This is a genomic window from Clostridium sp. CS001, assembly GCF_020443565.1.
GTDB lineage: Bacteria > Bacillota > Clostridia > Clostridiales > Clostridiaceae > Clostridium_AD.
In genome coordinates, this window is the sequence record NZ_JAIZZN010000025.1 from 36986 (window position 1) to 54420 (window position 17435).

Below are 17435 nucleotides of genomic sequence, written 5' to 3' on the forward strand. Positions count from 1 at the left end.
TTTTTTATCTAAATTTCTATTAAAAACGCTTCGTAAGCTCTAAAAGCTTCATATATATCCGCTTTACTTGCAATTTCCCATGGTGCGTGCATATTGTGAAGGGCAACTCCTGAGTCTATAACCTGCATACCATATTCAGCTAGAATGTACGCTATAGTGCCACCGCCGCCTTGGTCAACCTTGCCAAGTTCTGATGTTTGCCATGTAATATTATGTTTTTCCATTATTGTTCTAAGCTCTGCAATGAACTCTGGATTTGCATCATTACATCCACCTTTTCCACGTGATCCAGTATATTTATTTAAAACTATACCTTTTCCAAAATATGCTGAATTACGTTTTTCCATAACTGATGGGTAGTTTGGATCAAATGCTGCACTTACGTCAGAAGATAACATTTTTGAATTAGCTAATGCTCTTCTTACCTTAAGGTCGCTATATTCTCCCATTAAATTAACAACTTCAGCTACTGTGTTTTCGAAGAATCTTGATTGCATTCCAGTTGCACCAATGCTTCCAACTTCTTCTTTGTCTACAAGTAAAACTATACAAGTCTTATCTGTTTCCTTGATATTCATTAATGCTTCGTAAGAAGTGTAAGCACAAACTCTATCATCATGTCCATAAGCCATAACCATACTGCTATCAAGTCCGTAGCTTCTAGCACGTCCTGCTGGTACTACTTCAAGTTCTGATGATACAAAATCTTCTTCATCTATACCATATTTTTGATTTAAAAGTCTTAATACATTAATCTTAACTCTATTTTTAGCTTCTTTATCTTCCACAGGAATACTTCCCATGAATACGTTTAAATCTTCGCCTTCAATAGCTTTTGCTAAAGTTTTTGTCATTTGATCTGCTGATAAGTGAATTAAAAGATCCGAAATTCCTACTACTGGTTCTTTTTCATCTTCTCCAATTACAACATTCACTACAGTACCATCTTTTTTAACCACTACGCCATGTATAGCTAGAGGTATAGTAACCCATTGATATTTTTTAACTCCACCATAGTAATGTGTTTTAGCTAATGCTAAGTCTGAATCCTCGTATAATGGATTTTGTTTTAAATCCAGTCTTGGTGAGTCAACGTGAGCACCTAAAATTTTGAATCCATTTTCAATAGGCTCTGAACCAATTAAAAATAATGCTAAAGTTTTTCCCATACAGTTTGCATAAACTTTATCACCAGTTTTTAATTTAGTACCTTCTTTTATATAGCTATCAATATTTTTATAACCCTCTTTTTCTGCTAGTACAATAAACTCTGATACACATTCTCTTTCAGTTTTACATTTTGACATAAAGTCTATGTAGCTGTCAGATAACTTAAATACCTTTTTCAAATCACTTTTAGTATATTTGTCCCAAGCTAGCTCATATTTTTTTTCTAAATCCTTAACTTCAGTTTTAACAGTTTTAACATCAGCCATGTTTATTTCCCCCCTAATATAAATGTTTTTACATACACTATTGTACTAAATATTTTCTCGGATTACAAATGCTAAAAATGTAACTATATTCCTTTTAAAGGTTTAATGGTAGCGTTAAATTTTAAACTTTCATGTTTTTGAAATAAACAGTAGTTTTTTAGTATTTGTTTTATACTTTTGCATTCTTAATATTAAAAAACTTCATATTATCATTATTTTTTAATATTTACTTATTACGTATTGCATTTGTTTCATCTATTCTCATATTAATTGTTTCTACAGGAGTTATTTTAGAATTTAAACTATATCTATAATTAGCCGCAGCTGCTTCAATAATTACCGCTATATTTCTACCCGGCCTAATTGGCAACGTTATTTTTCTTACAGGAACGTTCAAAATGTTCATAAACTCATTATCTATACCAAGCCTATCGTATTCTTCACTCTCGTTCCATAAATTAAGAGAAATGAGCAAGCTAATGGTCTTAGTATTTAGCACAGAACTCATACCATAAATTGCTGGAATATCTATTATACCCATACCCCTCACCTCTAGCATGCCAGAAGTTATATATGGGCAACTTCCTAGCAGTGTACCATCAATCTCTTTAATATCCACTGCATCATCTGCAATGAGTCTATGACCTCTTTTTATTAGTTCTAAGGCGCATTCACTTTTACCTATACCGCTTTCTCCACTTAATAATATTCCTATACCGTAAACATCAACTAGAACACCATGAAGCCTTGTCTCAGGTGCAAGCCTTGTGTCTAAGTAGCTTGTAAGTTTGCTAATAAATCTTGTGGAAATTAGTTTCGTTCTTAAAACCCACCGATCATTCTCTTGTGCTGCTTTTATAAATTCCTTATGGGGCTCTAGCTCCCTGGTAAAAATAACACATGGAGTATCAAACTTAATATATTTCTTTAATCGTTTTTTTCTAAGTTCAGTTTCCATGCAATCTAGAAAGCTCCACTCTGCCATTCCCAATAATTGAACTCTATTATTGTCAAAGTAATCATAAAAACCAGCAATTTGAAGTCCTGGCCTATTTAAATCACTAACACTAATTAGTTTTCCCTTCTCACCTTCTACTAAAACCTCTAAGTTAAAATTTTCTATTAATTCTTCTATAGTAACTGCCATTTAAATTCCCCATTTCTACTGACTTACAAATCTATTGTTTATAAGTATTTTTTGATATATTATGTTTTTCCTCTTCACAATTATCTGGTTCAACTTTCTTGATTGTATCCAATTGTGCTCTAAAATTTCTTTTAACATTATCAATATATTTTTGTCTTAGTTGTTGTTGCTCTACTTTCTCTTCCTCTGTAAGACCATCTTTTTCACTTTTTTTGTAAAGAAAATTTATTCTACTAGTTAATTCATCAATATTCATAATATCACTCCTACGCTATTTTTGTTTACTAAAACATTTACTTATAAATAATAGAACTATAATATATCCTATATTAACAACATTAACAAAAAAAATTAAGACTTTTTTCGTCATTTACATATTATTACACATGGCTTTTTTTCGATATTCCCATGGTGTTATTTGTAATATTTTTACATATCGTCGTTATCTTTTTTGTTAAATTGTGGTTTATATTGTAAATTCATATATTTAAATGACTAATGAAAAATTTAACATATCATGAAAAACCTGATACAATGAGTTTGTTCCGAAAAATCAAACTTATAATGAAAGGTGTTACAAGATGAATATTAAATTAAGAATTATAAAAAGACAATTAGAATCATTAAGAGCAATATTACACTTTTTGCTAACTTTTAAAAGTCCTACTGACAAAATAGTAGTATCTTGTAGTCAGCAACTAGATGATGTTATTGTAAAGTATCATAAAGCTGCTTGCAAAAAAGCAGCTTAACAATCTCCCTATTACTAGAAGATAGATGTAGATATCTAATCAATCTATATGTCTAATTCAATTAAGATATCATCAATTTCAATATCTGCATCTTTACTGTAAAAAACAACTGCAAACTCATTAAATTCATATGCATCTTGGGATATATCACAACCAATAAATTCGTACTCAATTCCCATTTCCTCAGCACACTCTTCCATAATATCTTCTACGTTGTCTGCTGCAATATCACTTAAATAAGGTAAAAAGTATTCTTCGTACCACTCCTCTTTGTCTTGTTTAAAATTGCCCTCTTCATCCGCATAAGCTGTAGCTGCTTCCACTTCTACCCCATCGTAATAATATTTAAATTTCAATGCGATGGTATCCTTTTTATATTCAATCTCAACTATATCACATAAGTCATTTTTGCTTAGAAAATTAATTATAAATTGTTTATTCATACATGTCTCCTCCTTGCATCATTGGTAAATAATTCATTACTATTTTCTGCTTATATAAAGCATACTAGAAACAAGCAGTTTTTTCTATAAAAAGTTTATAATAATATTATTTAATATAGTTTTAATTATATTCTTAACATTAAGAATATTTTTAATTCCCTGCGTATTTAAAAAGCACTTATATATTTTAATTTTTTATTATATAATCGGTTATTAACTAAATTATATAAATTGGAGGTACAAAAGATGAAAATAAATTTAATCGGAGTTCCATTATTTTTGGGTTGCGATAACAAAGGTGTGGACATGGGTCCGGAAGTATTAAGAGAAAATAATATCATTGAGATATTTGAAAAAAATAATCATACTGTTTATGATATGGGAAATCTTTATGTCCCCCAAGTAAATTCTGAAGATAAATATTGTTCACATGATAAAATGAAGTATCTTTCTGAGATAATTCAAGTTGATACCAATTTAGCACACCAAGTTTATAGCTCTTTATGTTCTAAAACTTTTCCTTTAGTAATTGGTGGTGACCACGCTTTAGGGCTTGGTAGCATATGTGGTGCAAGCAAGTACTATGAAAACCTTGCAGTTATTTGGGTTGATGCCCATGGAGATATAAATACTCATGAAACCTCACACTCTGGTAATGTTCATGGAATGCCACTAGCTGCTGCTATGGGAATAGGCCATTCCTCATTAACTGATTTATACTACACTGGAGCGAAAGTTAAGCCAGAAAATGTATTTATAATAGGTGCTAGAGATTTAGATGAAGGCGAAATAGATCTCATTGAAAATAAAAAAATAAATGTTTATACTACTGAAGATGTTAAAACAAGGGGAATGGAAAGTATTTTAAATGAAATACATAATATTCTTACTTCAAAAAAAATAGATGCCGTTCATTTAAGTTTTGATATTGATTGCTTAGATCCAAAGTATGTACCAGGTACAGGAACACGTGTTAACGATGGTATGTGTGTAGAAGAAGTTAAATTCCTGTTAAAATATTTAATGGAAACAAGACTTATTAAATCAATGGATTTTGTGGAGCTTAATACTGCACTGGACCAAACAGATACCACTATAGATTTATGTATGGATTTATTAGATTGGACATCAAAATACCTATAGTTGTTTTTAAACAGAAAATCCCACCAAAAAAAGTGAGACTTTCTGTTTTTTATTGTAAAGTTACAACTTAAAGCTATTAAATCATCACCTGCGGTGCTGCAATATTAACGACTTCAGAAGGATATTTAGACTCCCACTTATAGAAGTTGAAGACTTTCCTTCTGAAATGTCATTAAATAGCTTCCTAATCTAAAAATTGTAAATATTCTTCTATAAATTTATCAGCTGCCTCATATTCTTTCTTATCAGGAACAAAGTTAAACTTTAATCCTTCAGGTAGTACTTTAAACTTTAAAGATCTTAGTCTTTCTGTAATCATAGCAGTACCCTCTCCACTCCATCCATATGAACCAAAAGCTGCTGCTACCTTACCTCTATTGGTTATTGGGCATACAAGGGATAAAACGTCCCAGGCAGGCTTTACAGCATCCTGATTAATTGTAGGCGATCCTATCATAATACCAGAAGCTTTTTCAATAAGCTCCACAATATCACTTAAACTCATAGATGTTATTTCATGAGCCTCAGCCTTTATGCCTTTTTCATTAATTTTTGTAGCTAAATACTCTCCCATTACCTGCGTATTACCATAAGCAGAAACATAAAATATTTGAATGTTTTTTTCTTTTATTTCGTGAACTTCAGCCCATAGTCTGTAAAGATCAAAATACATTTTAATATCATCTACATGTATAGGTCCGTGACTTGGGGCTACTATATCTATTTGTAAATCTTTGATTTTATCTAATCCCTTATTTACAAATTTCTTAAAAGGTCCCATAATAACTTCAAAATAATACTTCATTTCCTCAAAGTAATCACCTGAGCAAGCATCTGTTATGCAATTAACTGGTGAGTAGTGACAACCCATAAAGTCACAAGTAAATAATATTTTTTCTTCCTTAACATAGGTAAACATTGTATCCGGCCAATGTAAATTTGGAGCAGAAATAAATTGCAGTGTATTTTTTCCTAAGCAAATATCTTCTGTTGCAACCTTGCTAGTAAATTCCCTGTTAGTAATTTCCTTCAAATACTTTATAGCAGCTGTGGTCGCAACAACAACCGCCTCTGGATATACCTCTAATAGCTTCGATAAAGAACCAGAATGGTCAAGTTCCGTATGTTGGACTATTATATAATCAACTTTTCTTTCTCCAATAACTCCTTTAATCTTTCCTAAAGCCTCTTCAAAATAACCATCTTTAACAGAATCTATTATTGCAACCTTTTCATCATCAATTAGATATGAATTGTAAGTAGTTCCTTTTTTCGTTTCCATTATAATATCAAATACCCTAAGCTCAGGGTTATTTACACCGACCCAATAAATATTTTCTTTTAATTTTGTGGTTTTCATCTCAAAATCCTCCTCATAGTTATCAGAAACAATAACAATTATTAATTGCTACTTCCTCTTATAAACCTAAATGATTTTAATCATATAATATACAATATACAATATATTTTACCACATTTATCAAAGTCATTCAACTAATAATCATTATTAGTTAGCATATATTTTGTGTACGTACAAATACTTATACTTTATAGTTTCTCATTTAAATGTTAAAGTATTCTATTGTTTTAACACATTATATTTAAGTTGTAAACTTAAATTTAAATAACTATAAATTAATGCAACTTTTGTAGTTTGCCTTTCGTCTATATAACAAGAGGATTTTTAGGAGGATTAATAATTTGAGTCATTTTAATATTATAGAATTGAAAATGCCAAAGATATTGCTATTGTTAGTTTTTGTAATTTTGAGTCTCTTATTTAGTAGCTGCGGCAATTCAGCATATGAAGAAAAAAGAATTAGTGAAGTTATCAATACAGAATATAATACAACAGTTGCTCTGAATAATATAATAAATCCTGAAGAAACTGAGAGTATAACCATAACTACACTACCAAGTCCACCTAAAATTAAGATAATTGATAAAAAAGAGGATATTAAAGAAATAATAACTTTTATCAATTCTATTAAATTGGAGGAAACTAAACATGATAATATCAAAGGTTGGGTGATTCTGATTGCCACTAAAGGTAAAAATAATCATTCATTATCTTTTTTAGGAAGCTTAATTCATATTGATGGCAAATGGTATACAACTAATAAAGATGAGCTGAGTAAATTAAGAACTCTATATAATGATTTGGACTATAAAGAAATTCCTTTTAAGGATTATAATGATGGTATGTATGAAATCATCACAGAATAAACTATTTTTTCGTAGAGGATGCTAACAAAAGTATATGTTGCGTAAAAATGCGTTTGAGCAAGCCTTAGTAATTCTTAATTTATTTTATTTACAGTTGCGTGAAGAAAAACATATGTTTGAGCAACGCGAGTTTATGTTTTTTAGCAACTGAAAATAAAATAAATTTTAGAATTACTTAGCGACGCGAACGTATTTCTAGCAATATATACTTTTAGTTATAGCAGCCTCTAAGAAAAAATTTCCTGTTTTACGTCTGGAGATTATCATACATGTTCATCGCAAGGCTATTCCAATAAGGCCGATGGTTTCCCCTTATAGAATATATACTCCAAATGCAGCGCTCTCGTAAGCACTACATATAATATCTTCTTATCCAATTCATTGTCACCATAACTCTCCTCATCACAATTATAAATAATACTGCAATCAAACTCTAGACCCTTTGTCATGTATGATGGAATAATTATATTTTCTAATTGGAAGTTCTTATCTGTATTTTTTATTAACTCCCAATCATTTTTACTATATTTCTTAAGCTGTGCTTTTATTTGTTTACACTCCTCAAAGGTCTTTCCAATAACTGCTATGCTTTTCTTTCCATTCGCCTTTACACTTTCAACTATTTCATCTAACTTTTCTACAAATTCCTTATCTGCGCTATAGTTTATTAACTCTGGTTCTTTCCCATGTCTCAGTACAGGTCTTGCTGGAGTCATGTAATTAAGTTGCTTTTGTAGTACCCTATTTGCCACATTTATTATTTCTATAGTAGACCTATAGCTTTGACTTAGCGGAATATAATTCGCCTCGCCCTTGAAAACTTCATTTATAAGCTTTTGCCAACTCTCGATACCTTTATAATAATAAATTCCCTGGCCAATATCACCTACGATTGTAAAAGAGTCATTAACTGCAATGGATTTAAGCATCAGTAGCTGGAAACTGCTATAATCCTGAGCCTCATCTATAACAATATGAGAAAATGAAATTTTATCAAACCCCTCAACTTTAACCTTCAAGTAAAGCAAAGCTGCCAAATCATCACTATCTATAAGGCTATTATTCATGCTAATTTCAGCCTCTTCTTTAATAAACTCATAAAGCTTTGTGGATATTTTGCCTTCTGTAAGTTCATTGAAAATATCTTCGTCCTTAAGTAAATTAAAGTATAAGTCAATTACACTCTTTTGTGACCACTTTTTAAAATACTCATCAATGGCTTTCTTAGCACTTACCTTAAGCTTCTTTTTCTCCTCATCTCGCATGTCATAAAGTTCTATTATTTTCTTTCTTTTAGTAATGTCATCTTGAATTCCCCTTTTTACACTTTGAATAGAGCTTTCATATGTATAATCTATTTTTTCCATGATCTCCGGAATTAAGTTCTTTACCTTTAGGTTAAAATATCTTTTAATTTCTTCTTTTCTCTTATTTAGAGGATAGTGTATTAGATCTTTAGAATATAATCTTTTTATTTCCTTAGAATTAAACAATATATGCCCCGAGACAATAATATCTTCCACCTGAGTGTCTTGTTTTTCTATATACTTTAAATATCTGTCCATAATACTTTTATAGGTCATGCTTCCTTTAAATTTGCTACTGGTGGTTATAAACTTTATTTTTTCCTTATTTGTTTCTTCCATTACTAAAGAAAATTTCATATCCTTAGTATAAACTTTACTGCTATATTTTAGAATGCTACAGGCAATATCTTCAAAGGTACTTTGTTTTACTCCACTTACCCCAAGGCTGGGTAGAATGTCAGAAATATAATCTAAGAATAGTTTATTAGGCGCTACAACTAAAATTTCATGGGTGGATAAATCTTCACTATATTTATACATAAGGTATGCTAGTCTATGTAGCGCCACTGTAGTCTTCCCAGAACCTGCTGATCCTTGTATTATCATTACTGTGTTCTTGCTTGCCCTTATAATATCATTTTGTTCCTTTTGAATCGTAGCAACTACATCCTTAAGCTTGCTTCCTATACTTTCTTCTAAATTTATCTTTAAGAATTCATCTACTAATATATTGTCTTCATTTTCATTATTAGAAGATTTTAAAATTATATCATTGATACCTTCATCAAAAGCATTTTCTAAGTCCTCATTTTTAATAACAAATTTACGTTTTAACGATAACTCTCCCTCTATAAAACCTACAGGTGACTTAAAACTAACTTCCCCTTGCTGTCCACTATAATATAAATCTGCAATGGGAGCCCGCCAATCAATTACCTTTTCTTCTAACGCACTATTATCGCTTAAGCCAAATTTTCCAATATAATAACTTTCTTCATCTCTCCTATACTCTCTAAAATCGATTCTTGCAAAATATGGCTTGTGGATAGCTTCGCTGTATTTTTGTAAATTTTTATTTGCAAACTCATACACCTGCTGTGTCAATAGTAATTCTTCACTATATGTACCACCAGAGCTCTTTTTTAATATTGATACTTTTTCCTCTAATTCTTTTTCCTTTTCACTTACTGAACTAATTTGATTATCTATCCACATTTTAGTTTCCTCTAGTTTGTGCTTTTCAAATTCCATTTCTTTATTATTTATTGTCATTGTTGCACCTCCATTCCATAAATTTAATTTACGTACCTAGTTCTCATTTATCTTTTTAAGCCACCTATCTTAATGCTTTATAATTATATTATTTATTGCAACTTATGTCAATTTATGTTACGCATTGAAAAACCACCAGAATAAGCTAATTAATTTTTTAATAATAAATATCCTGTATCATATACTTTAATATCAATAATTTCTAGGAGGTATATATGAATATTTTAATCACTGGTGCAAAAGGCAATATTGGAACTTATCTTTGTAGCGCATTGTCAGAAACACATGTTATATATGGATTAGATAAAAACGAACTTAACATAATGGATAAGCTAACCACTGAAAAAACCTTAAATGAGTTAAAGATAGATGCTGTAATTCATACTGCTGCTTTAACAAATAAGTACACTTGTGAATATAATGAAACTTTAGCTTATTGTATAAACACTATAGGAACTTTAAACATTGCACAATATTGTAATTCCCTTAATATCCCCCTAGTATACCTGTCTACTACAGAGGTATACGGTGATACTAAATCATTACCTTACATTGAATCTGATAAGTGCATGCCTTTAAATGTATATAGCAAAAGTAAACTAAGCGCTGAGGAATTAATACAAACTATTTGCACCAAGTATTTTATTCTTCGCAGCTCAAACATATTTGGTGGCAATGATTGTTTCGTGAGAAATATTATAAATGGTAAACATACAGCAATTTATTTATTTTCAAATCCCAGCATTTGCATAACTTATATTGAAGACTTAACTGCGGTACTTATGAAACTCTTAGCTACAGATAAATATGGAATATATAATTATACAAATGAAGGCTACTTATCAAAATCAGCATTAATAAATACTATAATAGAATTAGGCAATCTTAATGTGCCCTTAAATGTAACCTCAGATAAGCTTCTATCAAGCCTCATCAAAGAATCTAATTATACTTGCGTAAATAACTCTCATATAAAGCAATGCTTAAATATTGAAATTCCTTTTTGGAAAGATAGACTTAAGGATTACATTAATAAAATACATTAAAATAAATGCCACAAATTATAAATATAAATTTTCTATACTTAATTGACATTTAACGAATTTAGGCATAATATATTAATATAGATATACCCACCACGGGTATGGAGGTGTTTTATGTTAACTATAGATAATAAAGCAATTTCTACTATTAGAAAAAAAGATTCCGTTTTAGTGGTTAAGTCTGTAGTAAATTCTTGTGGTTGAGGCGGCACACCTACAAGAAGTCTCTGGATTGAGACTCAGAAAAGCTGCTCTCCTTTAGAACAATATACTTTAATGGAATATGAAGGGGTAAAGGTATACCTTCATAAAAGTCTTTTTCTAAATGAAGATATACATGTATATCAAAAATTAAAAATACCATTCTTGGGCTCTGTATTTGGAGTTAAAGGCGTAAGACTATAAGCATCCCGTAAATCATGAGTTTTCCTTGGATTATGCTATAACTAAAAGTATGTATTGCTAGAAATGCGTTCACTTCACCAAGTAATTCTAAAATTTATTTTATTTTCAGTTGCTAAAAAACATAAACTCGCTTCGCTTAGACATATGTTTTTCTTCACGCAACTGTAAATAAAATAAATTAAGAATTACTAAGGTTTGTTCAAACGCATTTTTACGCAACATATACTTCTGTTAGCATAATCCAAGGAAAATATTTTATTTATAGAATTATTATTATTATTAGTTTGTAATGTGGTAAGCTAAGATTCTGCAGACCTCATTATATACTATCTGCTGCACTCCAACATAATTTTACCTTAATGTTTATAACTTCAACGATATATAAAATAAAACTTTATAAAACATTAGAGCAATTTAAGTAGGCCACCAATTCCATTGGTGGCTTTTTGTAGTTATAATTAATATTTATAAATACAAAGTAGTACAAGTTTTTAACTGCATCCTTATTATATACAACTTATGGTAATAGTTGTATAATTAAATAAATATCCTGTGGCAGGCGCTACTCAGAGAGTTATTGTATAATTCAAGCTCAACGCACAAAATGAGCATAACACGAAGTTGATAAATTTATATTTAAGGAGGGTATATGTTTATGAAATTAGAGTATATCATGAAAACCTTTGGGAAATTAAATATTATCAGTGCCTTATATGCCTTGGTTTTAGTTGTTCAGATTCAACCTATTGCAAATATAAATCGAATTTTTAGAATAACTAATTGGTCTGTTACTACCGTCTACATGCTTATCGCTATGTTTAATATAATTATATTCGTACTTTCATCTATTGTATTTTTATTTATTACGAGAAAGTACCTTAGCCAAGTAAAATTAAGAGTTTTGATAACTCTGTCTTGGGTTCCTTATTATATAATTATCACCTTAATCTATAATTACTTCACCCCTATTATAGTTAGAGGAGAAGGACCCGGTCCAGTAGTAGGTCTTTTATTCATAGTTATCTTTCTTAGTTATCCATTCTATATTGCTTTTATCAATTTAACTTCTACACACTTATAATGATAATATTTTTATGTAAAATATTTACTCACTTGATTCAAATTATAGGAGGTGGGTTTAACATGAAGAAAGTATATAAAATAGGTATAAGTATTACAGCAATATGCATGATTGCTATTGGCATATACTATACATTTCCAAAAATAATTAATGTGACCTTGAATGGTGTGAGTTATAAAATTAATAATAAACAGCAACAAGAACAAGTTACAATAAAAATTAATGGTAGTTACGGAAAACGAATTTTAAAGAAAGATTTGTTTGTAGGTTCTATTACAATCGGCAACTTGCGTTGTGATGGGGTTGAAATCTCTGTTGGAGATAATTCGAGTTTCCTAACATATATTAATAAGAATACAGAAAGCGGTAAGATCTACTATGGAGAAATGTTCACAGATAACAAACTTACCAAATTAACCATTTCTGTATTTGGTGAAGATGGCACTATGATTTCTGCCCCTGCAAAGGATAGGGTAGATGCTGTCAAAATATCTAATGAGTTAATGAAAAATTTTTTAGAAGAAAATTTTAAATTCAAATAAACTTTTACAATCAACCTTCAGGTACAATGTTCAAAAACTGCGTTACACTCGTAAAAAACTATGTAGTGAGTTATGATATTAATATAACATTAATCCTATATTATTATTGAAACACAGACGCTGCCATAAATTCAGTATACTAACATACCTTTTCGGAGGGGTAGGAAAATCCATCTGCAATTAAATAATTTCATATATTATTATAGGAAGAATAATAGGTAAAATGACAGCGAAGAACTTATCAGAAAAGAAGCATATAGGTCATTAACACTTATTGAAAAAAGATGTAAATAAATCAAGATATACCGCGTAGTTTTCTAATATTGTTTATCTATCTTAAAACTCGATAGATGAACAATCGTAATTTAAGACGTATTAATCTAGAAACTACGATATTTAAAAGAGGGATAAAATTGGAAAAGAGAATTAGTCTTTTATTCGGTGTTCTCGGAGGATTATTTTTAGTGCTTTTGAGACTTCCACAAGTTAACTTATTTCTTGCACTTGTAGATTTTCAAGGCTTTGTTACGAGTTTCGTCACAAGTGTTATTTCTCTAATTGGACTAATATTTGTTGTGTATTTTAGTGGTTTATTAATTATTGATACATTAAAGACAATACATAAAAGATAGTTCGTAATTCACAGAAAGGTGCAATAGTAATTTATTATGTAATAAGTAATTAATGTTAGGAAGTGTAAACATTCATGCCAGATTTAAAAGAACAATTAATTGAATCAATAATACATTCTATTATTATAATGATAATATCATTGTTTATCACATACATAATTATTATAAATTCATATAACATATTTTGGCTGTATTTGTTTTCTTTTATTGGAGTAATATTTTTAATAATTTATATTAAAAAGCCATATAAAAAAGAATATTTAGTCATTAATAGTTGGTTATGTATGATATTTATAATTTTTATTGGAAGTTTAATTGGAAAATTTATTCCATTATCAACTCTAATTGTATTCAGTATTGGGATACCAATAGTCGATATTATCAGTTTTACAAAAATTGGTTCAAAGACCACAAATGCTAAAGTTATGGCGAATAAAAATTCAATGGCAAAATTAATAGTATATGGCAAGTCATTTAAAAATAATAATCCAATACCCACAAAAGGGTTAGGAGATTTTTTATTTTATACAATATTACTTTCAGGTATATATAAAGTAAGTAATGATTCTAATTTTGTATTATGTGGGACATGTCTAATATTTTTAGGATGTACAATAAATTGGATTATAGTCTGTTTTATATATAATAAGAAATGGTATAAGGGGTTTCCAGCTACATTTACCCCCCTTGTTTCAGTATTACCATTATTTTTGAAGCTTATAAAATAAATATTTAATTCGCATTTTTCTAAAAAGACCTACTAAGCTAATTTCTTAGTTAGTGAGTATTTGTAATTAAACTACGCAATAACAATTATTCATATTGTATAAAGGATGTGATTTTAATGACAAAGTTAGGATTAATAAGTGGAACAGTAAGAATTGAAGAATATAATCCAGATTGGAAAGGCGAATTTTTAAAAGAAAAAGAAGTTTTGGAAAAACAATTACAGGATTATGATGTAGATATACAGCATGTTGGTAGTACATCTATAGTAGGATGTCTGGCTAAACCAATAATTGATATAGTGATAGGAGTTGAATCTTTAGAATATGGGGAACAACTAATTCTTGCATTATGTAATATGGGATATATATATGATGGAGATGGACGTATACCTGGAAGACACTTTTTTAAAAGAAAAGATGAAGAATTAAGTACACACTATATACATGTTGAACCAGTTGGTGGTTTATTATGGAATAACCATATTTTATTTCGAGATTACTTAAATAAATATCCACAATTAATTATTGAATATTCTAATCTTAAGAAAAGTTTAGAAAAGCATTTTTTAAATAATATAAGTAATTATGCTACAGGAAAAAATCCTTTTATTGAAAAAATTATAGAAATTGCAAAAAAAGAAAAGATCATGACTAAATAAAATGAGCATAATCGTTAGTTCGCATCTTTCATAAAGTACCTACCAACTTAATTATTTAGTTAATGGGCATTTGTAATCTATTGTTAATCACATATTAAGAGTAGTCACGGAAACTAATATAAAAACTTGAGTTTCTACAGAGTAATTATAACCGATTATGCCATGTAACAATTAATAAAATTTATTTTAGCACGGATTTAAAAGAGAAAATCATAATAGATAATAAAGAATATACATAATGCTCATTGCTTATTTTTATTTCGATTAGAACCCATCAATCACCCTGATATGAATGATCTTTTTATATTCATCAATTGCCTTTTTAAAATATTCTATAGATATATATTCAGATAGTCTTAAAGGTTGCTTTAGACGCATTGCTTGTAAATAGGAGTTTCTCAAATCTCCAATTCCTTCGGAAAGTTGTTTTTCTCCAATAATCACCATCATGGAATACACATCTAAAAAAAAAGCATGAAATAGGGTAGACATACCTTTATTCAAAGCGTCTACACCTTGTACTTCACTGCAAAATCCTGCTACATTCTCCTTGTATTCCTGTAAATAAAAGAATGAATCTTTAATTTCTGGTGTTAAATCTATTTTGACACCTCCAAGTCTATTTTCTAAATAGGAGATAAAAACCGTTTCGTCCATCTTATATAAAAGTTCATTGAAACTAAACCGATAAAAGTCAGGTTCTTGAGAATCTTTTCTCTTGTTATTCATGAATATATATTTGTCAGCTTCGACTCCACTGTATATTACTGCGTGTTTACGACCATTTGAGACATTTAAACCAATCATCGCTCTACATTGCAGTTTTTTTAAAAAATCCAACGCACTTTCTTTGGTAAACTCATTTCCGACCAATTGCAAACTCAAGTTTTGCAAATAAAAATTAAAATACCTATCAGCTTGCAACATGGAGCCAGAAACATAACGTTTCCAATGTTCATCATACCTAAAAATATAAGGAACTTTTGTTTCTATTGCAACTTGATAATCCTCAATATCAATAGAATAATCCAATAGTAAATTTGCAATTCCAGCATAAGAACAGGAATTATTAAATGACATATACTTCATTTATACTCTACTCCTTTTTTATAGTAACTACAGTAATTCACCTAATATAAGTTATTCGTAAACCATATCATTTTACGATTCTGAATAAATTTTACCATAAAATAGAATAAAGTTAAAGATAAAGATTAGGATATGATGAATGTTAGCTGAGCTTTATTTTTCTAATTCGTCACAAGTAAAAACGCCACAACGTTTTATTGATTGTGACGTTTTATAAGAAGCTTCTGAATTAATTTAGTAAAGATTATGCTCATTTTGTTAGTTGAAATCTACTTTAAAAGTATATCTTTAGATAAATGTGCAACCAAGTTCTTCATACTCAAGTCTAAAATCTTACTAGAGTGAGTCAATGCCCCTACAGATATATAGTCAACTCCGCAGTTTGCTACTTCAAGTATATTATCTAAAGTTATATTTCCAGATGCCTCAATTAAGGCCCTCTTATTAATCATCTCCACGGCTTTTTTCATAGTTTTAATATCCATATTATCAAGCATTATAATGTCTGCTCCCACTTCTAATGCCTCATTAATTTGCTCCAAAGTTTCAACTTCCACTTCAATCTTTTTAACAAAAGAAATATTCTCACGTATAATGTTAACTGCCTGTTTTATTCCTCCAGCAGCACTTATATGGTTTTCTTTTATCAGCACACCATCAGAGAGATTATATCTGTGGTTATGCCCTCCACCAATCTTTACTGCATATTTTTCAAATATCCTCATGTTAGGTGTGGTTTTTCTTGTATCCAAAACTTTCACTGTGCTACCTGCTAGTTTATCCACATAAGTTTTAGTTAGTGTAGCAATTCCACTCATCCTTTGAAGATAGTTTAATGCGGTTCTCTCCCCTGTTAATATGTGTTTTGTTTTGCCGCTTAGTTTTGCAATGCACTGACCTTGACTTACTATATCTGGTTCTAAAAATGTGTACAATGTACTCAATTAGATAATTCGCACTTATTCTATCTTATGATAGTTTTAAGCCTTGGTTGTACCAGTGATATTTCATAGGCATTTGTTCCATGCAAATATTACTCTACTTCCCACAACCGTATTTTAAAATTTTATAACCAAAAAATTTATTCAACCCTCATTTCTGATAAAATATACGCTTTCTGTTTTCACAAAAGATACATACATTTGTGATTAAATATCTTTTTAAAATCACTAATTTGCTTTTACTCTATTTTCTAAAACCTCTTTAACCTTCTTATAATTTGTGTATAACGTAATTTCCTTGTCATATTTTCTTTTTAATATATTTTTACTTGCATTAGTATCCGAATGACTTTTCCCACATTTAGAACAAGTAAATACATCATCATTTCTCACGCCAAACTCACCACAAACAGTGCAGACCTTAGAAGTATATGCAGGATTTATATAGCTATATTCAATGCTATTTAAATCACATTTGTATTCAAGTCTTTTTCTTATATAACCTTTAATCCATCTTGATAATTTTCTTTTTATACTTTTAGGATATTTATCATTCCAATTAACAAAATCTAATTGTTCCATTACTATT

Annotated in this window: 16 protein-coding genes and 1 pseudogene; 8 read left to right on the plus strand and 9 right to left on the minus strand. The window is 29.5% G+C overall.

The annotated features are described in order from the left end of the window. Positions 1-8 precede the first annotated feature (8 nt). The 3 genes from LGK97_RS15030 to LGK97_RS15040 all read right to left on the minus strand — a co-directional run bounded on the left by LGK97_RS15030 (position 9) and on the right by LGK97_RS15040 (position 2839). Positions 9-1436: an aminopeptidase gene (locus tag LGK97_RS15030; RefSeq protein WP_226260566.1), complete on the minus strand. Its 1428-nt coding sequence runs from the start codon at positions 1434-1436 to the stop codon at positions 9-11. 226 nt (positions 1437-1662) lie between these two features. Further along, positions 1663-2583 carry an HPr(Ser) kinase/phosphatase gene (gene hprK / locus LGK97_RS15035; protein WP_226260567.1) on the minus strand — a complete coding sequence of 307 codons (921 nt, stop codon included), beginning with the start codon at positions 2581-2583 and terminating at the stop codon, positions 1663-1665. A 31-nt stretch (positions 2584-2614) separates the two neighbouring features. Beyond that, positions 2615-2839: a DUF896 domain-containing protein gene (locus tag LGK97_RS15040; protein ID WP_226260568.1), complete on the minus strand. Its 225-nt coding sequence runs from the start codon at positions 2837-2839 to the stop codon at positions 2615-2617. A gap of 325 nt (positions 2840-3164) precedes the next feature. Between LGK97_RS15040 and LGK97_RS15045 the strand changes: the two genes are divergently transcribed. Continuing rightward, a complete protein-coding gene (locus tag LGK97_RS15045; protein ID WP_226260569.1) occupies positions 3165-3335 on the plus strand; it encodes an aspartyl-phosphate phosphatase Spo0E family protein in 171 nt (56 codons plus the stop codon). A 44-nt stretch (positions 3336-3379) separates the two neighbouring features. On the opposite strand, the gene LGK97_RS15050 is transcribed toward LGK97_RS15045, so the two are convergent. Then, positions 3380-3778, minus strand: a complete 399-nt coding sequence (locus LGK97_RS15050) for a hypothetical protein (RefSeq protein ID WP_226260570.1) — start codon at positions 3776-3778, stop codon at positions 3380-3382. A 246-nt stretch (positions 3779-4024) separates the two neighbouring features. Between LGK97_RS15050 and rocF the strand changes: the two genes are divergently transcribed. Then, positions 4025-4921 carry an arginase gene (gene rocF, locus LGK97_RS15055; RefSeq protein WP_226260571.1) on the plus strand — a complete coding sequence of 299 codons (897 nt, stop codon included), beginning with the start codon at positions 4025-4027 and terminating at the stop codon, positions 4919-4921. 184 nt (positions 4922-5105) lie between these two features. Here rocF and LGK97_RS15060 read toward each other — a convergent pair whose 3' ends face one another. Further along, positions 5106-6281 (minus strand): FprA family A-type flavoprotein, encoded by a 1176-nt coding sequence (locus LGK97_RS15060; protein ID WP_226260572.1) that lies wholly within the window; start codon positions 6279-6281, stop codon positions 5106-5108. Between the two features lie 341 nt (positions 6282-6622). Between LGK97_RS15060 and LGK97_RS15065 the strand changes: the two genes are divergently transcribed. Next, the gene (locus LGK97_RS15065) at positions 6623-7147 is read left to right on the plus strand and encodes a hypothetical protein (protein WP_226260573.1); all 525 of its coding nucleotides are present in this window, start codon (positions 6623-6625) and stop codon (positions 7145-7147) included. A 284-nt stretch (positions 7148-7431) separates the two neighbouring features. On the opposite strand, the gene helD is transcribed toward LGK97_RS15065, so the two are convergent. Beyond that, the gene (gene helD, locus LGK97_RS15070; RefSeq protein ID WP_226260574.1) at positions 7432-9726 is read right to left on the minus strand and encodes an RNA polymerase recycling motor HelD; all 2295 of its coding nucleotides are present in this window, start codon (positions 9724-9726) and stop codon (positions 7432-7434) included. A gap of 215 nt (positions 9727-9941) precedes the next feature. On the opposite strand from helD, the gene LGK97_RS15075 reads away from it, so the two are divergent. The 5 genes from LGK97_RS15075 (at position 9942) to LGK97_RS15095 (ending at position 14816) form a co-directional block, all read left to right on the plus strand. Beyond that, positions 9942-10772, plus strand: coding sequence for an SDR family oxidoreductase (locus LGK97_RS15075; RefSeq protein WP_226260575.1), 831 nt, complete (start codon positions 9942-9944; stop codon positions 10770-10772). A gap of 1545 nt (positions 10773-12317) precedes the next feature. Continuing rightward, entirely contained in the window at positions 12318-12797 is a 480-nt protein-coding gene (locus LGK97_RS15080) for a hypothetical protein (protein WP_226260576.1), read from the plus strand. A gap of 413 nt (positions 12798-13210) precedes the next feature. Further along, the gene (locus LGK97_RS15085) at positions 13211-13429 is read left to right on the plus strand and encodes a hypothetical protein (protein ID WP_226260577.1); all 219 of its coding nucleotides are present in this window, start codon (positions 13211-13213) and stop codon (positions 13427-13429) included. A gap of 74 nt (positions 13430-13503) precedes the next feature. Beyond that, positions 13504-14157 carry a hypothetical protein gene (locus LGK97_RS15090; protein ID WP_226260578.1) on the plus strand — a complete coding sequence of 218 codons (654 nt, stop codon included), beginning with the start codon at positions 13504-13506 and terminating at the stop codon, positions 14155-14157. A gap of 116 nt (positions 14158-14273) precedes the next feature. Continuing rightward, complete coding sequence (locus LGK97_RS15095) at positions 14274-14816, plus strand: GrpB family protein (protein ID WP_226260579.1); 543 nt, start codon at positions 14274-14276, stop codon at positions 14814-14816. A gap of 264 nt (positions 14817-15080) precedes the next feature. On the opposite strand, the gene LGK97_RS15100 is transcribed toward LGK97_RS15095, so the two are convergent. From LGK97_RS15100 to LGK97_RS15110, 3 genes and pseudogenes are all read right to left on the minus strand, one after another. Then, positions 15081-15905, minus strand: coding sequence for a hypothetical protein (locus tag LGK97_RS15100; RefSeq protein ID WP_226260580.1), 825 nt, complete (start codon positions 15903-15905; stop codon positions 15081-15083). A 269-nt stretch (positions 15906-16174) separates the two neighbouring features. Beyond that, a pseudogene (nadC, locus tag LGK97_RS15105) lies at positions 16175-16813 on the minus strand (carboxylating nicotinate-nucleotide diphosphorylase); the annotation flags it as partial. A 261-nt stretch (positions 16814-17074) separates the two neighbouring features. After that, positions 17075-17435, minus strand: a 361-nt coding sequence (locus tag LGK97_RS15110; protein WP_226260581.1) for a zinc ribbon domain-containing protein, incomplete at its 5' end; no start/stop codon positions are given.